Genomic DNA, 16,721 nt, shown 5'->3' with positions numbered 1-16,721 from the left:
AACGGATCAATGAGTTATGAAACCATTTTGCTCGACGTTCAAGGCCGTGTCGGGCTGATTACCCTCAATCGCCCCCAGGCGCTGAATGCCTTGAACGCGCAATTGGTCAGCGAAGTGAACCAGGCCCTGGACAGCCTGGAAGCCAATCCCGACATCGGTTGCATCGTGTTGACCGGCTCGAAGAAAGCCTTTGCCGCTGGCGCCGATATCAAGGAAATGGCCGAGCTGACCTACCCGCAGATCTACCTTGATGATCTGTTTAGCGACAGCGACCGTGTGGCCAACCGCCGCAAGCCGATCATCGCGGCGGTCAATGGTTTTGCCCTAGGTGGCGGCTGTGAACTGGCGTTGATGTGCGACTTTATCCTGGCCGGTGACACGGCCAAGTTCGGCCAGCCGGAAGTCAACCTCGGCGTCCTGCCGGGCATGGGCGGCACCCAGCGCCTGACCCGTGCGGTGGGCAAGGCCAAGGCCATGGAGATGTGCCTGACCGGGCGTTTTATCGACGCCGTGGAGGCCGAGCGTTGCGGCATCGTGGCGCGGATTGTGCCGGCGGACGAACTGCTGGACGAGGCGCTCAAGGTTGCGGCGCTGATCGCCAGCAAATCCGTGCCGATCAGCATGATGGTCAAGGAAAGCGTGAACCGCGCCTTTGAAGTCAGCCTGTCGGAAGGCGTGCGCTTTGAGCGCCGGGTGTTCCACGCCGCCTTCGCGACCCAGGATCAGAAGGAAGGCATGGCCGCGTTCGTGGCCAAGCGTGCGCCGCAGTTCAAGGACCAATAAGCCCCTCAACTGCCCCGTGGCGAGCGGGCTAGCCCGCGTTGGGATGCGTAGCAGCCCTGAAATCCAGCCCCGCGTGTTCAACTGAAGCAATGCGCTGGGTGTATTGGGGCTGCTACGCAGCCCAGCGCGGGCAAGCCCGCTCGCCACAACCGTTGCGCTGGCAAGGCAAATAGGGTCATGCCAAAGCGCTTTATCGCCTGTAACATGAGGCCCTGATACGCCCCAGATACAATTTTCAGGTTTCAGGAACCCGTCATGACCCAGAAGCAACGCTTGATTTACTCGATTCTGATTTCCCTGGTCGTCCTCGGCACGATGTTTGGCCTGTCCTATTTGCAGAACATCGGCGCCATCAGTGAGAAGACGTTCCAGTACATCGCCATTGCCGTGGCGGTGATTGTGGTGGTGATCAACGGCATCATGCGCCGCAAGGTCAAGCCCAACCTGTAAGTCAGGCGCTGGTCGCCAGGACCTTGGCAGCCTCTTCATGGAGGCTGTAGCTTTTGTCGCTGTTGAGGGTGATCACGCCCTCGCTGCACAGGCGCTTGAGCACCTCGCGCACACTGAGAAACGACAGCGGGATGCCCAGTTCCAGCAAGTGGCTGTGCACACCCCGTACACCCAGCGAGCGGCCGTTCTCGGCGGCGGTGAGCAGGGCGTCGATGACTTTCAGCCGGATCAGGCTGGTACGCAACCCAAAACACTTGAGCAGATGCCGGATGCGTTGGTTGCCTTGATGCTCGGGGGCCTTGCCGAAGGCTGGGTTACTTGCGCCGAAAGCGGCGTCGTGTGCCATAAAATGTCCGTCCGTGGGCAGTTGCGGGTTGTGCATGCAAAAACTCCTTATCAGAGCCTGATCAGGAAAACGATGGTGCTCTCTAGCTAATAAGACGTATGAGCCACGCAAATCATGAAGTCCAAGCCGGATAAATTTTTTCGGTCTTACGTCTGTCACCTTCCTGGCGCCGGTAAATAAGGCGCGCGCGGCCTAAATTTCTGCGGATTTCTACGTCTTTATCCATGGGCTGGTGTTGGCGAGTCGGCCCCGCCTTGGGCGTTCAATTTGGCTTGATGATGGGGGCTGCGTGATTATTTCCAACGGGTTGTCCAGGGTTTGCGTGGCGGGTGTGTTGCTGGGGGTGAGCCTGTGTGCGACGGCCCGCCAGGTGAGCGACGTGCAGGTGGGCACACTGAGCGCCGATATCCGCCGCACCGGGTTTGGTATCCCGCATATCCGCGCCAACGATGAGCGCGGCCTGGGCTATGGCATCGGCTATGCCTACGCGCAGGACAACCTGTGCCTGCTGGCCAACGAAGTGGTCACGGTCAATGGCCAGCGCGCCCGCTACTTCGGTGCCGAGCAGGCGACCCTGGAAGAGCGCAACAACCTGACCAGCGATGTGTTCTTTACCTGGCTCAATACGCCCGAAGCAGTGACGGCTTTCTGGAAGGCGCAGACCCCGCAGATGCAGCAGCGTCTTGCCGGCTATGCGGCGGGTTACAACCGCTACCTGCAAGAGCGCGGGGCCAAGGACCGACCGATGCAGTGCCAGGGCGCCTGGGTGCGGCCGATCACGACCGATGACCTGATCAAGCTGACCCGGCGGTTGCTGGTGGAAGGTGGCGTGGGGCAATTCGCCGAGGCCTTGGCGGGGGCGACACCACCCCAGCCAGGCGTGGCGGTGCAGAGCGATGTGCGAGCGTTTGAGGTCGCCACCTTGAAGCAGCAACGCTTTGCCCTGGATCGGGGCAGCAACGCGGTGGCGGTGGGCAGCGAGCGCTCGTTCAACGGGCGCGGCATGTTACTGGCCAACCCGCATTTCCCGTGGATCGGCGGCATGCGTTTTTATCAGATGCACCTGACCATTCCTGGTCAGCTGGACGTAATGGGCGCCGCCTTGCCGGGCCTGCCGGTGGTCAATATCGGCTTCAACCAGCATGTGGCCTGGACCCATACGGTGGACACATCCAAGCATTTCACCCTGTATCGCCTGACCCTGGACCCGAAGGACCCGACCCGCTATTTGCTCGACGGCAAGTCGATCCCCCTGCAGAAAACCCAGGTAACGGTACAGGTCAAGGGTGCCGAGGCCCACACCCAAACGGTCTACAGTTCGCAGTTCGGGCCCGTGGTGCAATGGCCGGGCAAGCTCGACTGGAACGCGCAATACGCTTTCAGCCTGCGCGACGCCAACCTGGGCAATGACCGCGTGCTGCAGCAGTGGTACGCGATGAACCAGGCCCGCAGCCTCAAGGACTTGCAAGCCTCGGTACACCGCCTGCAAGGCATTCCCTGGGTCAACACCCTGGCGGCGGACGATCAGGGGCAGAGCCTGTATATGAACCTGTCGGTGGTGCCGAACGTCAGTGCAAAAAAACTCGAACAATGCAGCGACCCGCGTGCCGGTCTGCAGATGATCATGCTTGACGGTGCCCACAGTGCCTGCGCCTGGGATATCGACCCGCGCGCCGCCCAGCCGGGGATCTTTGCCGCTGATCAACTGCCGCAACTGGCGCGCCGGGACTACGTGCAGCACTCCAACGATTCGGCCTGGATGGCCAACCCCAAGGCCCCGCTGGCCGGCTTTTCGCCGGTGGTCAGCCAGGATCACATTGCCCTGGGCGCACGTTCGCGTTTTGCCTTGCAGCGCTTGCAGGACCTGGACACACAGCCGATCACCGTCGCCGATTTGCAACACATGGTGCTGGATAACCAGGTGTACCTGGCTGGGCAGGTGATGCCGGACCTGCTCAAGTTCTGCGCGCAACAGACGGATGCCGCCCTGAAAACCCTGTGTACCCGCCTCAAGGACTGGGACCAGAAGGCCAACCTCGACAGCGGCCTGGGCCTGGTGCATTTCTTCCAGGTCATGGAGCACCTGCAGCAAGTGCCGCAGGTGTGGCGCGTTGCGTTTGACCCGGACCACCCACAAACCACCCCGCGCGGGTTGCTCATCGAGCAGCCGGAGGTGGCCAAGGCGTTGCGTGAGGCAATGCTGGCGTCAATGGCGCAGGTGAGTGAATCGGGGTTGAAAGAAGGCACTCGTTGGGGCGATATCCAGGTCTCGGGCAGCACCCCGATGCACGGTGGCCCACAGGAACTGGGGATCTACAACGCCATGCAAAGCGTGCCGAGGGCCGATGGCAAGCGTGAGGTGGTCAGCGGCAGCAGTTACTTGCAGATCATCACCTTCGACGACCAGGGGCCGAAAGCGGAAGGCGTGTTGGCGTTCTCACTGTCCAGCGATCCGGCGTCGCCGTACTTCAAGGACCAGACCCAGGCGTTTTCCGCGAAAAAGCTCAGCCCGTTGCCGTTTACCGAACAGCAGATCAAGGCTGACCCACAGTATCAACGGCAGTTGATCCACGAGTAGGGGCTTTATTGGCCGAGCAGGTGCGCCACGGCGGCAAACGCCTGGTCATGGCGTGCCTGCCAATCCCCGCCAATCACCTTGTACGGTTGCTGATGCTGCTCCAGCCAGTCGCGGCTGGCCTGGAAGAAGGCCCGGCGGTCGGCCAGGTCCGGCTGGCAGCGTTGACCGTCGGCGGTCCAGCCAATGCCTTCGGGCGACAGCAACAGGTGCAGGTCGTAATGGCGGGCCAGCAGTGCCTCGTCGAGCCACGCGGGGGCATCGCCAAACAGCGTCAGGCTCCACAGCTTGTTGGTCAGCAGGTGAGTATCGAGTATCAGCAGTTGCGGCTGCCGGGCACGGCCGGCATCTTCCCAGGCCAGTTGGCCACGGGCGATGTCCGGGATGTCGGCGAGGGTCGTATCACGCTGGTAGTGGTCGATGAAATAGCGCACATACTCGCCCACCAGCACCGCACCGAAATGCGCCTGCAACTGCTCGGCCAGCCAGCTTTTACCGCTGGACTCGGGGCCTGCCATCACCAGCACCTTCATGTGCGCAACGCCGGATCGGCGCGCCATTCGCGCCAGCCTTGTACGGCAATCACTGTGAACAGGGCATAGAGCGCGGCCGTCAGGTACAGCCCCTTGTAGACAAACAGGCCGACAAAAATCACATCGACCACAATCCATAGTGCCCAGCATTGCACGCGTTTTTGCGCCATCCACATCTGCGCCACCAGGCTGAAGCCGGTCAGGGCGGCGTCCAGCCAGGGTTGTGCAGCATCGGTCCAGTGCGCCATGGCGGCGCCCAGCAACAGGCTGCCGACTGCGCCAACCGTCAGGCTCAGGAGGATAGCCTGGCTGCCAAGACTGCTGACCTGGCGCCCTTGCTTGACCTCGCCGGCACGGGTCCATTGCCACCAACCGTAGACCTGCAGGCCGGCATACACCACTTGCAGCAGCATGTCGGAATACAGCTTCACCTCGAAGAACACCCAGGTGTACAGCAGCACCATGACCAGGCCGATCGGCCAGCACCACGGGTTCTGCTTGACCGTCAACCAGACGGCAATCACCCCCAGCGCGGCGGCAAACAGTTCAAGCCCGGACATGGGATTCCTTGGAAGAGTCGAAGAGGAGGGCGATTGTACCCAACCGGCCGGGCAAAATCCTGTCCAGGCCGGGGGCTAATTATGGGAAGAGGGATTGCTGTGGCAAACCCGCTCGCTGTGGCGAGCGGGCTGCTGTCGGGAGGAGGGCTAGACCTTGAACTGGCGCAGGAGGCCGTTGAGTTCTTCGCTCAAGTCCTTCAGATGCACGCTGGCCTCGCTCGATTGCTGGGCCGCCAGCGCAGTGCTATGGGACAGGCCGGCGGCCTGGGTCACGTTCTGGTTGATGTCTTCCACCACGTGGGCCTGTTGCAGGGTCGCGCTGGCAATCGAGGCGTTCAGGCCGTTGAGGTTGCGCAGGGCCTGGCCGATGGCATTCAGGCTGGCGCCCGCCTGGCCGGCTTGTTCGATGGTCAGTTGCGAGGCCTGGTGGCTGTCGCTGATGACCTTGACCGCTGCTTCGGAATGCCCTTGCAGGCGCTCGATCATGTTCTGGATTTCGGCAGTGGATTTTTGCGTGCGCTGGGCCAGCAGGCGCACTTCGTCGGCGACCACGGCAAAACCACGGCCTTGTTCACCGGCGCGGGCCGCTTCGATGGCGGCGTTGAGAGCCAGCAGGTTGGTCTGCTCGGCAATCGAGCGAATCACCTCCAGCACCCCGCCAATCTGCGTGCTTTCGGTGGACAGGGTGCGGATCACTTCCACCGCCTGGCTGATGGTGCCGGACAGCGCGTCGATCTGTTGCAGGCTGCCGTCGATATTGACTTGGCCCTGTTCGGCCTGGGTCTGCGCGTCACGCATTTCGCTGGCGGCGTGCTCGGCATTCTTCGCCACGTCCTGGACGCCGTAGGTCACTTCATTGATGGCAGTGGCCACCAGTTCCATTTGCTGGGATTGTTGCTGGCTGCGGTCATGGGCTTGGCTGGCATTGCTGCCAAGCTCGGCGGACGACTGGGCCAGGGCATTGGCGCACACCTGCAACTGGCTGACCACCTGGCGCAGTTTGGCGGTGAAGGTGTTGAAGTGTCGGGACAGTTGCGTGACTTCGTCCTGGCCGTGGGTGTCGAGGCTGCGGGTCAGGTCGCTTTCGCCACTGGCGATGTTGGCCATGGCATGCACCGCTTCCTGCAACGGGCGCACGATGCTGCGGGCAATCAGCACCACCAGCAGGGCCATGATCAGGGCAATGCCCAGGCCGATCAGTGAGGCTTTCCAGACCTGACCGCGAAATTGTGCCTGTACGTCGTCCACGTAGACGCCGGAGCCAATAATCCAGCCCCAGGGCTCGAACAACTGGATATAGGAGGTCTTGGCCACGGGCTCAGCCGCGCCGGGTTTCGGCCAGCGGTAATCGACCATGCCGACGCCCTTGGCCTTGGCCAGGGTGACGAACTCATTGAAGATCGCAAAGCCGTCCGGATCGCGGATGGCCGAAAGGTTCTGGCCGTCGAGCTTGGGGTTGGCCGGGTGCATGATCATCACCGGCGTCAGGTCATTGATCCAGAAATAGTCGTTCTGGTCGTAGCGCAGGCCACGCACCACACTCAAGGCTTGTTTCTGCGCAGCCTCGCGGGTCAGCACCCCGGTGGTTTCAAGGCCGTGATAAAAATTCAGAATTCCGCTGGCAGTCTGCACCACATGCTGGGTTTTCTGGCTCTTGGCCTGGTAGAGGTCGTCGTGGATCTGCTTGAGCATCAGCAAACCCAGGGTCATCAACATCAACACGGCGACTATCAGGATCATCCAGAGGCGCCGGCTGATCGACATATTGCGCAAACTGTTCATAGTCTTGTCACTCCGCGTTCTTATAATTTTCGGTGCTGCGTTGATCGGCCAGTGATAACGCGAAGCGAAATCCGGGCTTGTCTGATAGGCTTTCGGCCCGGAATCAAAAAACCTGAGTACTGCCTGATTTTTCACAGAATTTTGGCAGGTCAGCCTTGATCCTGCGCGCGACCTTGCCGCGTGCTCATCGTTAGTGAACACCTAGAAAATATCAACGAGGCATGCCGTCGCATGACCTTTGGGGGAATAATGGATCTTTGGACCGCCTTTCAGGCATTGATACTTGGCATTGTCGAAGGGCTGACGGAGTTCTTGCCGATCTCCAGTACCGGGCACCAGATTATCGTCGCCGACTTGCTCAACTTCGGTGGCGAGCGCGCCATGGCGTTCAACATCATCATTCAGCTGGGCGCCATCCTGGCGGTGGTCTGGGAATTCCGGCGCAAGATCCTCGACGTGGTGACCGGCCTGCCGACCCAGCGCAACGCCCAGCGCTTTACCGTCAACCTGCTGATCGCCTTCCTGCCGGCGGTGGTGCTGGGGGTGATTTTTGCCGACCTGATCCACGAATACCTGTTCAACCCGATCACGGTGGCCACTGCGCTGGTGATCGGCGGGGTGATCATGTTGTGGGCCGAGCGTCGCGAGCATGTCATCCATGCCGAAACCGTCGATGACATCACCTGGAAAGACGCCTTGAAAGTGGGCTTTGCCCAGTGCCTGGCAATGATTCCAGGGACGTCGCGTTCCGGCTCGACCATTATCGGTGGCCTGTTGTTCGGCCTGTCGCGCAAGGCTGCCACCGAGTTTTCGTTCTTCCTGGCGATGCCGACCATGGTCGGGGCGGCGGTGTACTCGGGCTATAAGTACCGTGACCTGTTCCAGCCTGCGGATCTGCCGGTGTTTGCCGTCGGTTTTGTGGTCTCGTTCATCTTCGCGATGATTGCAGTGCGTGGCTTGCTCAAGTTCATCGCCAGCCACAGCTATGCAGTGTTTGCCTGGTACCGCATTGCGTTCGGTTTGCTGATCCTGGCCACCTGGCAGTTCGGCTGGATTGACTGGGCGGCGGCCAAGGCGTGATGACAATCCAGCATCTGCGCTTGAAGGCTGTGGTGTTTGCACTGTTGTGTGCCGTGCCGTTGTTTGGCGCGGCACTGCTGGCGTATCGCGGGGTGTCGCTGATCCCGTTGGCGGCCTATGGCCTGGTCAGCGTGGTGACGTTTTGCCTGTATTGGAGTGACAAGCGCAAGGCCCAGAGCGATAGCTGGCGCACCCCGGAGAAGATCCTGCATGCCATGGAGCTGGCCGGTGGTTGGCCGGGTGCCTTGGTTGCGCAGCAGGTGTTCCGGCACAAGACGCGCAAGGTGTCTTATCAAGTGGTGTTCTGGCTGATTGTGTTGCTGCACCAGGTGTTCTGGATTGATCAGTTGTTTCTGGGTGGCACGCTGCTGGCAGTCTTCTAGCCGCGTGGGGTTTGAGAGCGAAGTTGCGCCCATCGGGGTATGTGCATATCTCGATGATCAAGTTGTGTACAAGACGACCTGGACTGGCTTACTCGTCCAGCCTCAGGCCGATTTGCGTGCGTTTGGGCAGTTTGCTCACCACCAACTGGTGGGAGCGCTGCAGCAAGCCGCGCAGTTCTTCGCCGCCCAGTGGGTAGGGCAGCTGCATGATGATCCACTGCGCCCGCGCCAGGTACGGCGCCGGGTGGATGCCGGGGCGGTCGACGTGGCCGAGGAACAGTTCCTTGTCGACCTTGAACGCCAGGGAGTCGCCGCGCAGGTTCTGCAGGGCGAACATCTTGTTGCCGGCAATCGAGAACACCCGCACACCGCCCCACTTGTAATCCTCCCGTGCACCGGGCAAGCCCAGGCAGAACTGGGCGACGTCGTCTTCGGTCATGCTCCGGGTACTCATAGCAGTCGATCTCCGCAACTGTTGAAGGCATGGGCCAGAAAGTCGATCCAGGCGCGCACCGCTGGGGATACGCCGCGTCGATGCGGGTACACCGCTTGCAGCCAGCCACCGGGCAGCGACCACTCGGGCAGCAGTTGCACCAGTTGGCCACTTTCCAGCTCCTGCTCGCAATACATCATGGGCAGCACGGTGAAGCCCAGGCCGGCGAGGGCGCTGGCCTTGCGCACCAGGAAGTCGTCGATGCCCAGGCGGGCCTCCATCGCCAGATCGGTGGCATTGCCGGCAGGGTCGAGCATACGCAGGTGGACCATACGGTCGGCTTCCAGGGCGCCCAATACCGGCAGGTGTTTGAGGTCGGCCGGGCTGTTGATCTGGCGGTCGCGCACAAACTCGGGGCTGGCGACCATGGCCGTCTGCGCCTGACGCAGGCGGCGGGTCACCAGCAGTGGGTCTTCGTCCCCCAATTCGCGCACACGCAAGGCTACGTCTACACCCTCGGCCACCAGGTCGACGCGGCGATTGATCAGCATCATCTCCAGTTGCACCAGCGGGTGGGCCGCGAGGAATTGCGCCACCACCGTCGGCAGGATTTCGTGGGCCAGGCCCACCGGGCAACTGACCCGCAGCCGGCCCCGGGGTTCGCTGGACATGTTGACCACGGCTTCGTCGGCCATTTCCGCTTCCAGCAGCATCGCCTGGCAGTGCCCCAGGTAGCGTTCGCCGACGGCCGTCAGGGTCAGTTGCCGGGTGGTGCGCTGTAAGAGGCGGGCGTCGAGGCGTTCTTCCAGTTCGGCAATGCGCCGCGACAGCCGCGACTTGGGGATGCCCAGCAGCCGGCCTGCCGCCGCGAAGCCACCGGCTTCCACCACCTTGGCGAAATAGTAGAGGTCATTGAGGTCTTGCATGTTGGGCCTATTGTCCTGTCAGTGGGACGAACTATCGCATTTTAACCGGCTAATCGGCTATTGGATTGATCTGTAGGATTCTCCCCATCAGATCGCCGGTGGCGATCCTCACTTGGAGATCCCACATGAAACTCTTGCATATTGATTCCAGCATCCTCGGTGACAACTCGGTATCCCGCCAGTTGAGCGGCAAAGTGGTCAAGGCCTGGCAAGCGGCTGAGCCGGGTGTCGAAGTGACCTACCGTGACCTGGCCAGCGAAGGTATCAACCATTTTTCCGGGATTACCCTGGGCGCGTTGGGCACCGCCGCCGAGTTGCGTGATGCCGTACAGAAGCACGAAGCCGACCTGAGCGCCTCGACCCTGGCCGAGTTCCTGGCTGCCGACGCGGTGGTTATCGCCGCGCCGATGTACAACTTCACCATTCCCACCCAGCTCAAGGCCTGGATCGACCGCATTGCCGTCGCTGGCCAGACGTTCCGCTACACCGAAGCCGGCCCGCAAGGCCTGTGCGGCGACAAAAAAGTCATCGTGGTCTCCACCGCCGGTGGCCTGCACGTTGGCCAACCGACCGGCGTCGGGCACGAGGACTACTTGAAAGTGCTGCTGGGCTTCTTCGGTATCACTGATATCGAGTTCGTACGTGCCCACGGCCTGGCCTATGGTGACGAAGCACGCAGCAAGGCATTGAACGATGCCAATGCGCTGATCAGCGAGCAGTTGTTCGTCGCGGCGTAAGCACGAGCGCCTTTCAATCTGATTCGGGCTGTCTAAACTCTGTATTCTGCTAGCTTCAATGCCGGCGGAATACGGAGTTTTTTGTTTTGAACCGGCGAATATGGCGCAGCTTATGCAACACCGGGTCATACCGCCCGAGGCTGCATCGGCCTGCAGGCGTCACCCAGCACAGGTGGACATCCCCATGATGCGTCTTTGTGCAGTCTTGCTGGTTTCCCTGCTCGGCGGCCTCGTTTCAGTGCACGCCGCTGTCGCCCCGCACCCCCATTGGAGCGTGGGCTATCACCGCATGAGCTTTCTTGACCCGCTGGATTCGCAGCCGATGAAAGCCATCACGTTTTATCCGTCCACGGGTGATGAACATCTCAGTCAGGTGGGGGCTTATCGCGTCGCCGCCGCCGAGGACGCCAAGGTCGCCATCGGCCGCTTCCCGTTGCTGATGCTGTCCCATGGCAACACCGGCACGCCCCTGGCTTTGCACGACCTGGCGACGTCGCTGGCGCGCAAGGGGTTTGTGGTGGTCGCCGTGCTGCACCCAGGCGACAACTATAAGGACCACAGCCGTCTGGGTACCTTGAGTAACCTGTATGGCCGGCCGATCCAGATTTCTGCGGCGATTACCGCGACCCTGGGCGACCCGATGCTGTCGCCGTTCGTCAACGTGGGCCAGGTAGGGGTGATTGGCTATTCGGCGGGCGGCGAGACGGCGCTGATCCTGGCCGGGGCCAAGCCGGATTTCGAGCGTTTGCGCCGCTATTGCCAGGAGCGTCCTGAAGACCGCGACGCCTGTACCTCTAAGGGTGAGCTGGTGGTCGACCGCGATGACCTGCAACCCCAGGCCGACCCACGGATCCACGCGTTGATGCTGATGGCGCCGCTCAGCCTGATGTTCGGTCGTCAGACCCTGGGCGACGTGCATGTGCCGGTGCTGCTCTATAGCGGCGATGGCGACAAGCTGGTAGCCGTGGATAAAAACGCCGCCGCCCTGGCGCGCAAGCTGCCACAGCCGCCGGATTTCAAACTGTTGGCCGGGGCTGGGCACTTTATTTTCATGGCCCCTTGCGATGACGAGCAACTGGCGCTGATGCCGGCGCTTTGTACCGATGCCGATGGGGTGGACCGCGAGGGTATTCACCGCGACCTGATCTCCGAGGCCGGACGATTTTTCGGGCGCACCCTCGGCCAGCACTCGCGGGCCGGGATGCAGACTGCGGATCAGTAGGCCCGGAGCATCAGCAGCCAGGTCAGGCCCAGGCCCGTGACGGAGAGTAGCGCCGCGCAAAAGAAAATCCACGAGTAGCCCAGGTTCAACGCCACCGCACCCATCAGCGGTCCGGCAATCGCCAGCGCCAGGTCAAAAAACACCGCATAGGCACTCAGCCCGGCGCCCCGGCTGCTGTTGGGCACCTGTTTGATGGCTTCGACGCCCAGTGCCGGGTACACCAACGACAAGCCAAACCCGGTGAGGCCGGCGCCGATCAAGGCAATGGCGGGCGAGGGCGCGAGCCACAGCAGGGTCAGGCCGAGGGTTTCCAGGGTCATGCAGGCAATCGCCGCGCGAAACCCGCCAAAACGGCTGATGCTCGAGATAAACAGCAGGCGCGAGAGGATAAAGCAGATGCCAAACACCGTCAGGCACCAGGCGGCGCCGGTCCAGCCGCGATTGAGGTAGAACAGGGCAATGAAGGTGGTCAGGGTGCCGTAGCCAATGGACGCCAGGCACAGGCTGGCACCAAACGGCGCGATCCGCCCAAACACCGCCCAGAACGGCAGGCGCTCGCCGCGCACCACCGGCACCGAGGGTTTTTTGCGGATCAGCACCAGGCCCAGGGCTGCCAGCACGGCCAGCGCGGGACCGAGGCTGTTGTAACCGTATTGCGTAACCATCACCACGCCCAGCGGCGCGCCAATGGCGATGGCGCCATAGGAGGCGATGCCGTTCCAGGAGATCGAGCGCGCGGTGTGTTCGGCGCCGACCTGGCCCATGCACCAACTGATGGTGCCGACACCGATCAGGCCCTGGGCCACGCCCAGCAACACGCGACCGACCAGCAGAATCCCCAGGCTCAGGCTGGGCAGGCTGTGCAGCAGCGTGGCAAAAAACGTCAAGACACCGCTGAGCAGAATACCGCTCAAGCCCAGCACGATCGCGCGCTTGGTGCCGGCGTTGTCCGACATGCGCCCGGCCATGGGGCGGCTGAGGAGGGTGACCAGGTACTGCGAACCGATGGTTACGCCGGCCACCACGGCGCTGAAACCCAGTTGTTCATGGACGTAGCCGGGGATCACCGCAATCGGCAGGCCGATGCAGATAAACGCGATAAAGGTATAGAAGACGATGGAGACGATCTGCAGGGTGATCGACAGGGAGCTGGGGGCGGCTGGCATGGAGGCTCATTCGCGGCAGGGCGGTGAACGCATCATGGCAAGGGCGTGGAAGAAAAGGAAGCAGGCTAACAATCATCGGCCCTGACGCGCCGTTGGTCGAGCCTGGAAATGCAAAAAGCCCCGTCACTGCTGACGGGGCTTTTACTTGCAGCGTGTGGCTAACCGCTATTGGCGGCCCTTAAAACACCACGCCCTGGCTACGCAGGTAGTCGTCATAGGTGCCGCTGAAGTCGATCACGCCGCTTGGGCTCAACTCGATGATGCGGGTGGCCAGGGACGATACGAACTCACGGTCGTGGCTGACGAAGATCAGCGTGCCCGGATAGTTTTCCAGCGCCAGGTTCAGCGCCTCGATGGATTCCATGTCCAAGTGGTTGGTCGGTTCGTCCATGACCAGCACGTTGGGCTTTTGCAGGATCAGCTTGCCGAACAGCATGCGACCTTGCTCACCACCGGAGATGACCTTGACCGACTTGAGGATCTCATCGTTGGAGAACAGCATGCGGCCCAGGGTGCCGCGGATCACTTGTTCGCCCTGGGCCCACTGGCCCATCCAGTCGAACAGGGTGACGTCGTCTTCGAAGTCGTGGGCGTGGTCCTGGGCGTAGTAGCCCAGTTCGGCCGCATCGGTCCACTTCACGCTACCGGCGTCCGGGGTCAGTTCGTTGACCAGGGTGCGCAGCAGGGTGGTCTTGCCGATACCGTTCGGGCCGATGATCGCCACGCGCTCGCCGGCTTCAACCTGGAAGCTGAAGTCCTTGAACAGGGTCTTGCCGTCAAAGCCTTTGGCCATGCGCTCGACGATGACCGCCTGGCGGTGCAGTTTCTTGGTCTGTTCGAAACGGATGAACGGGCTCACACGGCTCGAAGGCTTGACTTCGGCCAGTTGGATCTTGTCGATCGCCTTGGCGCGGGAAGTGGCCTGCTTGGCTTTCGAGGCGTTGGCCGAGAAGCGGCTGACGAACGATTGCAGTTCGGAGATCTGCGCTTTCTTCTTGGCGTTGTCCGACAGCAACTGCTCGCGGGACTGGGTCGCCACGGTCATGTACTCGTCGTAGTTGCCCGGGAACAGGCGCAGCTCGCCGTAGTCCAGGTCAGCCATGTGGGTGCACACGCTGTTCAGGAAGTGACGGTCGTGAGAGATGATGATCATCAGGCTATTACGCTGGGTCAGGATGTTTTCCAGCCAGCGAATGGTGTTGATGTCCAGGTGGTTCGTCGGTTCGTCGAGCAGCAGCACTTCCGGATCCGAGAACAGCGCCTGGGCCAGCAATACGCGCAGCTTCCAGCCTGGAGACACTTCGCTCATCGGGCCGAAGTGCTGCTCGATGCCGATACCCAGGCCCAGCAGCAGTTCACCGGCACGGGATTCGGCGGTGTAGCCGTCCATTTCGGCGAACTCGGTTTCCAGCTCGGCCACGGCCATGCCGTCTTCTTCGCTCATTTCCGGCAGCGAGTAGATGCGATCGCGCTCGGCTTTGACCTTCCACAGCTCTTCGTGACCCATGATCACGGTGTCGATGACATTGAATTCTTCGTAGGCGAACTGATCCTGGCGCAGCTTACCCAGGCGCACGTTCGGCTCCAGCATGACCTGGCCGCCGGACGGGTCGAGGTCGCCACCGAGGATTTTCATGAAGGTCGACTTGCCGCAACCGTTGGCACCGATCAAACCATAACGGTTACCGGCGCCGAACTTGACCGAGACGTTCTCAAACAGCGGCTTGGCGCCGAACTGCATGGTGATGTTAGCTGTGGAGATCAATTACTTTACCTATCAATAGCTTGGGGTGCGCTTATTTGGGCCGGGACCCATTCGGAGCCCGGGCCAACGGGCATGCGTCAACAGCGACATCAAGGCGTGAAGCCCAGTCGCCGAGCAGAAAATATGGGGTGTATGTTGGAATTTGGCGCGCATTGTCGCATATGTGCGGCGTGAGTTATATGACAGGCAGGCGTGTCGGGCCGCTGGAAGTGCCTGGTTTGTCTTTTTTTTGCGGAAATTTTTACAAAAAGCATCGAGTTGTATCGAAACTGTATCGACCGTCCGATCTGTGTTTGTTAACAGTTGAACATCCAATGACCGTGGATTAAGTTTCCAGCGTTCGCCCTGCAGTGATGGCTCTTTACCGGTTCAAGGATGGCGAGGCTGTCGGTGCGGGGCGAACTCCCTTCTGTTTTCTTGACGGCGCTCATCGCCATCGTGGTGCGCACGTTCAATGGTTTGGAGACGCAATGGACACGCTGTCTGCTCAACAGGCAATCGCCAGCAACAAGGCCGCCTGGAACGAATCCGCCGAACACCACAAAGCTACCGAGCACTGGCAAAGCCTGCTCGCGGATGTCGGCGCGCCTGATTTCTCCTGCCTGGATCCCACCCTGACCACCCTGTTAATGCAGGTGGGCGTCAAGGGGCGGGATGCCGTGCAACTGGGTTGCAATAACGGCCGTGAAAGCCTGTCGCTGTATGGGCTGGGCGCCAGCAGTGTGGTGGGGGTCGACCAGTCCGATGCATTTCTGGCACAGGCGGCGGAGTTGGCCAGTCGCTCACCCCATGCGCCCGAGTTTATCGAAGCCGATATTCATCATTTGCCCGAGCGGTTGCAGGGGCGTTTTGATATCGCCCTGATCACCATCGGGGTGTTGGGTTGGATGCCGGATATCGGGCTATTCATGGGGCATGTCGCCAGCACCCTCAAAGACGGCGGGACGCTGGTGATCTACGAGACTCATCCGATCCTGGAAGTGTTCGACCCCGAAGCGCCGAACCCGATGCTGCCGGTCACCTCATATTTTCGCCGCGAGCCTTTTGTGCAGCACGAGGCAATTGTCTATGAAGGTCCGAGTAACAGCGCAGCCGCGGCGTCTTACTGGTTCGTGCACACCTTAGGCGAGGTTGTCAGCGCGGCCATCGCGGCAGGCTTGCAGATCAGCCATCTGCAGGAGTACCCGCACTCCAATCGCGAAGAGCTCTACGACCAGTATGAGAACCAGCCGGCGCAACTGCCGATGTGCTACACCCTGACCGCCGTCAAGCGCCCGGCCTGAAGGCAAAAAAAGGCCCGCTGGGGCGGCGGGCCAAGGGATTCATCTGAGGAGTTGGGTCTAACCTAGCGCGCCAAACGTGAATACTTCGTGAAAATCCTGTCGCAAAAACGAATGCCCCTCATCCGTTCATGACCGGCGTACGAAAGTGCGGATTGTCTGCCCTGGCGTCGTACTGAAACGCGTAGGCCGGGGCATGCCTTCATCCGCCGCGATAAACACGAAGCGCTCATCATCCAGGGTGTAACTGGCGGGCAGGTGCTTTCCGGCGTCGGCACCGATGGCGTCGATCCAGGTGATGCTCTTGGGCGTGGTGCTGGCGTCCAGGGTAAAACTGCCCTGCAGTAATACCTCGCCATCTTGGGTCATGACCCGAAACTGATCCCCCTCGATTGTGGTCAGCGCACCGGGCGCACTGTGTTCATCCGGTGGGTTGGCGATGCCGCTGTCTTCCAGGGCGATTTGTTCCCAGGTGCCTTGCAGGGCTTGTTTATCCTTTTCGGTCGGGCACGGCGTGGAGCGGGAAGGGGACGAGGGCATGTAAAAAATCCTTTTTGATGCGACATGTAAATGGCGGGCCCGCCAACAGCAAGAAATGCTCCGTAGCAAGTTCCGTTAAAAGATTTTGCAGGAAATTTCCCAAAGTTGTGCTGCGGTCGGTTTTTTTCCTTTGCCAGCAGATATTTAAAGCGATTCTGAC

17 protein-coding genes are annotated in these 16,721 nt (G+C 61.2%); 8 read left to right on the top strand and 9 right to left on the bottom strand.

From position 1 onward, the window contains the following. Positions 1–9 precede the first annotated feature (9 nt). Entirely contained in the window at positions 10–783 is a 774-nt protein-coding gene (locus PSFL_RS04285) for an enoyl-CoA hydratase (RefSeq protein WP_115128145.1), read from the top strand. Positions 784–1,038: 255 nt separating this feature from the next. Continuing rightward, the gene (locus PSFL_RS04280; protein WP_057440092.1) at positions 1,039–1,233 is read left to right on the top strand and encodes a hypothetical protein; all 195 of its coding nucleotides are present in this window, start codon (positions 1,039–1,041) and stop codon (positions 1,231–1,233) included. A 1-nt stretch (position 1,234) separates the two neighbouring features. Here PSFL_RS04280 and PSFL_RS04275 read toward each other — a convergent pair whose 3' ends face one another. Next, a complete protein-coding gene (locus PSFL_RS04275) occupies positions 1,235–1,615 on the bottom strand; it encodes a fe2+ zn2+ uptake regulation protein (protein ID WP_169990082.1) in 381 nt (126 codons plus the stop codon). A 253-nt stretch (positions 1,616–1,868) separates the two neighbouring features. Between PSFL_RS04275 and PSFL_RS04270 the strand changes: the two genes are divergently transcribed. Beyond that, a complete protein-coding gene (locus PSFL_RS04270) occupies positions 1,869–4,157 on the top strand; it encodes an acylase (RefSeq protein WP_397469748.1) in 2,289 nt (762 codons plus the stop codon). A gap of 5 nt (positions 4,158–4,162) precedes the next feature. Here the strand turns inward: PSFL_RS04270 and PSFL_RS04265 are convergent, their stop codons facing one another. The 3 genes from PSFL_RS04265 to PSFL_RS04255 all read right to left on the bottom strand — a co-directional run bounded on the left by PSFL_RS04265 (position 4,163) and on the right by PSFL_RS04255 (position 7,029). Next, a complete protein-coding gene (locus tag PSFL_RS04265) occupies positions 4,163–4,687 on the bottom strand; it encodes an AAA family ATPase (protein WP_115128148.1) in 525 nt (174 codons plus the stop codon). Beyond that, positions 4,684–5,247, bottom strand: a complete 564-nt coding sequence (pnuC, locus tag PSFL_RS04260) for a nicotinamide riboside transporter PnuC (RefSeq protein WP_057440095.1) — start codon at positions 5,245–5,247, stop codon at positions 4,684–4,686. The genes PSFL_RS04265 and pnuC overlap by 4 nt, the downstream gene beginning before the upstream one ends. A 147-nt stretch (positions 5,248–5,394) precedes the next feature. Next, the gene (locus tag PSFL_RS04255) at positions 5,395–7,029 is read right to left on the bottom strand and encodes a methyl-accepting chemotaxis protein (protein ID WP_170045613.1); all 1,635 of its coding nucleotides are present in this window, start codon (positions 7,027–7,029) and stop codon (positions 5,395–5,397) included. A 249-nt stretch (positions 7,030–7,278) separates the two neighbouring features. Here PSFL_RS04255 and PSFL_RS04250 point away from each other — a divergent pair, with 249 nt between their 5' ends. Together PSFL_RS04250 and PSFL_RS04245 are read left to right on the top strand one after the other, a co-directional pair. Next, a complete protein-coding gene (locus tag PSFL_RS04250; protein WP_057440096.1) occupies positions 7,279–8,109 on the top strand; it encodes an undecaprenyl-diphosphate phosphatase in 831 nt (276 codons plus the stop codon). After that, positions 8,109–8,492: a DUF1294 domain-containing protein gene (locus PSFL_RS04245; protein WP_057440097.1), complete on the top strand. Its 384-nt coding sequence runs from the start codon at positions 8,109–8,111 to the stop codon at positions 8,490–8,492. Before PSFL_RS04250 ends, PSFL_RS04245 begins: the two co-directional genes overlap by 1 nt. A gap of 88 nt (positions 8,493–8,580) precedes the next feature. On the opposite strand, the gene PSFL_RS04240 is transcribed toward PSFL_RS04245, so the two are convergent. Together PSFL_RS04240 and PSFL_RS04235 are read right to left on the bottom strand one after the other, a co-directional pair. After that, positions 8,581–8,931: an MmcQ/YjbR family DNA-binding protein gene (locus PSFL_RS04240; RefSeq protein ID WP_057440098.1), complete on the bottom strand. Its 351-nt coding sequence runs from the start codon at positions 8,929–8,931 to the stop codon at positions 8,581–8,583. 11 nt (positions 8,932–8,942) lie between these two features. After that, positions 8,943–9,851 carry a LysR substrate-binding domain-containing protein gene (locus PSFL_RS04235; RefSeq protein WP_397469747.1) on the bottom strand — a complete coding sequence of 303 codons (909 nt, stop codon included), beginning with the start codon at positions 9,849–9,851 and terminating at the stop codon, positions 8,943–8,945. Positions 9,852–9,976: 125 nt separating this feature from the next. On the opposite strand from PSFL_RS04235, the gene PSFL_RS04230 reads away from it, so the two are divergent. Beyond that, positions 9,977–10,588, top strand: coding sequence for an FMN-dependent NADH-azoreductase (locus PSFL_RS04230; protein ID WP_397469746.1), 612 nt, complete (start codon positions 9,977–9,979; stop codon positions 10,586–10,588). A gap of 184 nt (positions 10,589–10,772) precedes the next feature. Further along, a complete protein-coding gene (locus PSFL_RS04225) occupies positions 10,773–11,810 on the top strand; it encodes an alpha/beta hydrolase family protein (RefSeq protein ID WP_397469745.1) in 1,038 nt (345 codons plus the stop codon). On the opposite strand, the gene PSFL_RS04220 is transcribed toward PSFL_RS04225, so the two are convergent. Together PSFL_RS04220 and PSFL_RS04215 are read right to left on the bottom strand one after the other, a co-directional pair. Beyond that, entirely contained in the window at positions 11,804–12,976 is a 1,173-nt protein-coding gene (locus PSFL_RS04220; protein WP_397469744.1) for an MFS transporter, read from the bottom strand. The two genes, PSFL_RS04225 and PSFL_RS04220, sit on opposite strands and share 7 nt — an antisense overlap. Before the next feature lie 178 nt (positions 12,977–13,154). Then, the gene (locus PSFL_RS04215; RefSeq protein WP_071610063.1) at positions 13,155–14,741 is read right to left on the bottom strand and encodes an ABC-F family ATPase; all 1,587 of its coding nucleotides are present in this window, start codon (positions 14,739–14,741) and stop codon (positions 13,155–13,157) included. Between the two features lie 470 nt (positions 14,742–15,211). Between PSFL_RS04215 and PSFL_RS04210 the strand changes: the two genes are divergently transcribed. Next, positions 15,212–16,024 carry a bifunctional 2-polyprenyl-6-hydroxyphenol methylase/3-demethylubiquinol 3-O-methyltransferase UbiG gene (locus tag PSFL_RS04210; RefSeq protein WP_057440103.1) on the top strand — a complete coding sequence of 271 codons (813 nt, stop codon included), beginning with the start codon at positions 15,212–15,214 and terminating at the stop codon, positions 16,022–16,024. Positions 16,025–16,150: 126 nt separating this feature from the next. Here the strand turns inward: PSFL_RS04210 and PSFL_RS04205 are convergent, their stop codons facing one another. Next, positions 16,151–16,561: a TIGR03067 domain-containing protein gene (locus PSFL_RS04205; RefSeq protein WP_397469743.1), complete on the bottom strand. Its 411-nt coding sequence runs from the start codon at positions 16,559–16,561 to the stop codon at positions 16,151–16,153. Positions 16,562–16,721: the final 160 nt, after the last annotated feature.

This window comes from Pseudomonas sp. DD1, assembly GCF_044510355.1.
GTDB classification, from domain to species: Bacteria; Pseudomonadota; Gammaproteobacteria; order Pseudomonadales; family Pseudomonadaceae; genus Aquipseudomonas; species Aquipseudomonas shahriarae.
The sequence above is the reverse complement of the archived record's forward strand: the minus strand, read 5'-3'. Positions and strand labels throughout refer to the sequence as shown.

Coding starts and splice junctions, on each gene's coding strand:
- PSFL_RS04235 (WP_397469747.1), bottom strand. CDS start 9,851: ATGCAAGACCTCAATGACCTCTACTATTTCGCCAAGGTGGTGGAAGCC.
- PSFL_RS04255 (WP_170045613.1), bottom strand. CDS start 7,029: ATGAACAGTTTGCGCAATATGTCGATCAGCCGGCGCCTCTGGATGATC.
- PSFL_RS04205 (WP_397469743.1), bottom strand. CDS start 16,561: ATGCCCTCGTCCCCTTCCCGCTCCACGCCGTGCCCGACCGAAAAGGAT.
- PSFL_RS04220 (WP_397469744.1), bottom strand. CDS start 12,976: ATGCCAGCCGCCCCCAGCTCCCTGTCGATCACCCTGCAGATCGTCTCC.
- PSFL_RS04240 (WP_057440098.1), bottom strand. CDS start 8,931: ATGACCGAAGACGACGTCGCCCAGTTCTGCCTGGGCTTGCCCGGTGCA.
- PSFL_RS04210 (WP_057440103.1), top strand. CDS start 15,212: ATGGACACGCTGTCTGCTCAACAGGCAATCGCCAGCAACAAGGCCGCC.
- PSFL_RS04225 (WP_397469745.1), top strand. CDS start 10,773: ATGATGCGTCTTTGTGCAGTCTTGCTGGTTTCCCTGCTCGGCGGCCTC.
- PSFL_RS04280 (WP_057440092.1), top strand. CDS start 1,039: ATGACCCAGAAGCAACGCTTGATTTACTCGATTCTGATTTCCCTGGTC.
- PSFL_RS04275 (WP_169990082.1), bottom strand. CDS start 1,615: ATGCACAACCCGCAACTGCCCACGGACGGACATTTTATGGCACACGAC.
- PSFL_RS04265 (WP_115128148.1), bottom strand. CDS start 4,687: ATGAAGGTGCTGGTGATGGCAGGCCCCGAGTCCAGCGGTAAAAGCTGG.
- pnuC (WP_057440095.1), bottom strand. CDS start 5,247: ATGTCCGGGCTTGAACTGTTTGCCGCCGCGCTGGGGGTGATTGCCGTC.
- PSFL_RS04245 (WP_057440097.1), top strand. CDS start 8,109: ATGACAATCCAGCATCTGCGCTTGAAGGCTGTGGTGTTTGCACTGTTG.
- PSFL_RS04285 (WP_115128145.1), top strand. CDS start 10: ATGAGTTATGAAACCATTTTGCTCGACGTTCAAGGCCGTGTCGGGCTG.
- PSFL_RS04250 (WP_057440096.1), top strand. CDS start 7,279: ATGGATCTTTGGACCGCCTTTCAGGCATTGATACTTGGCATTGTCGAA.
- PSFL_RS04230 (WP_397469746.1), top strand. CDS start 9,977: ATGAAACTCTTGCATATTGATTCCAGCATCCTCGGTGACAACTCGGTA.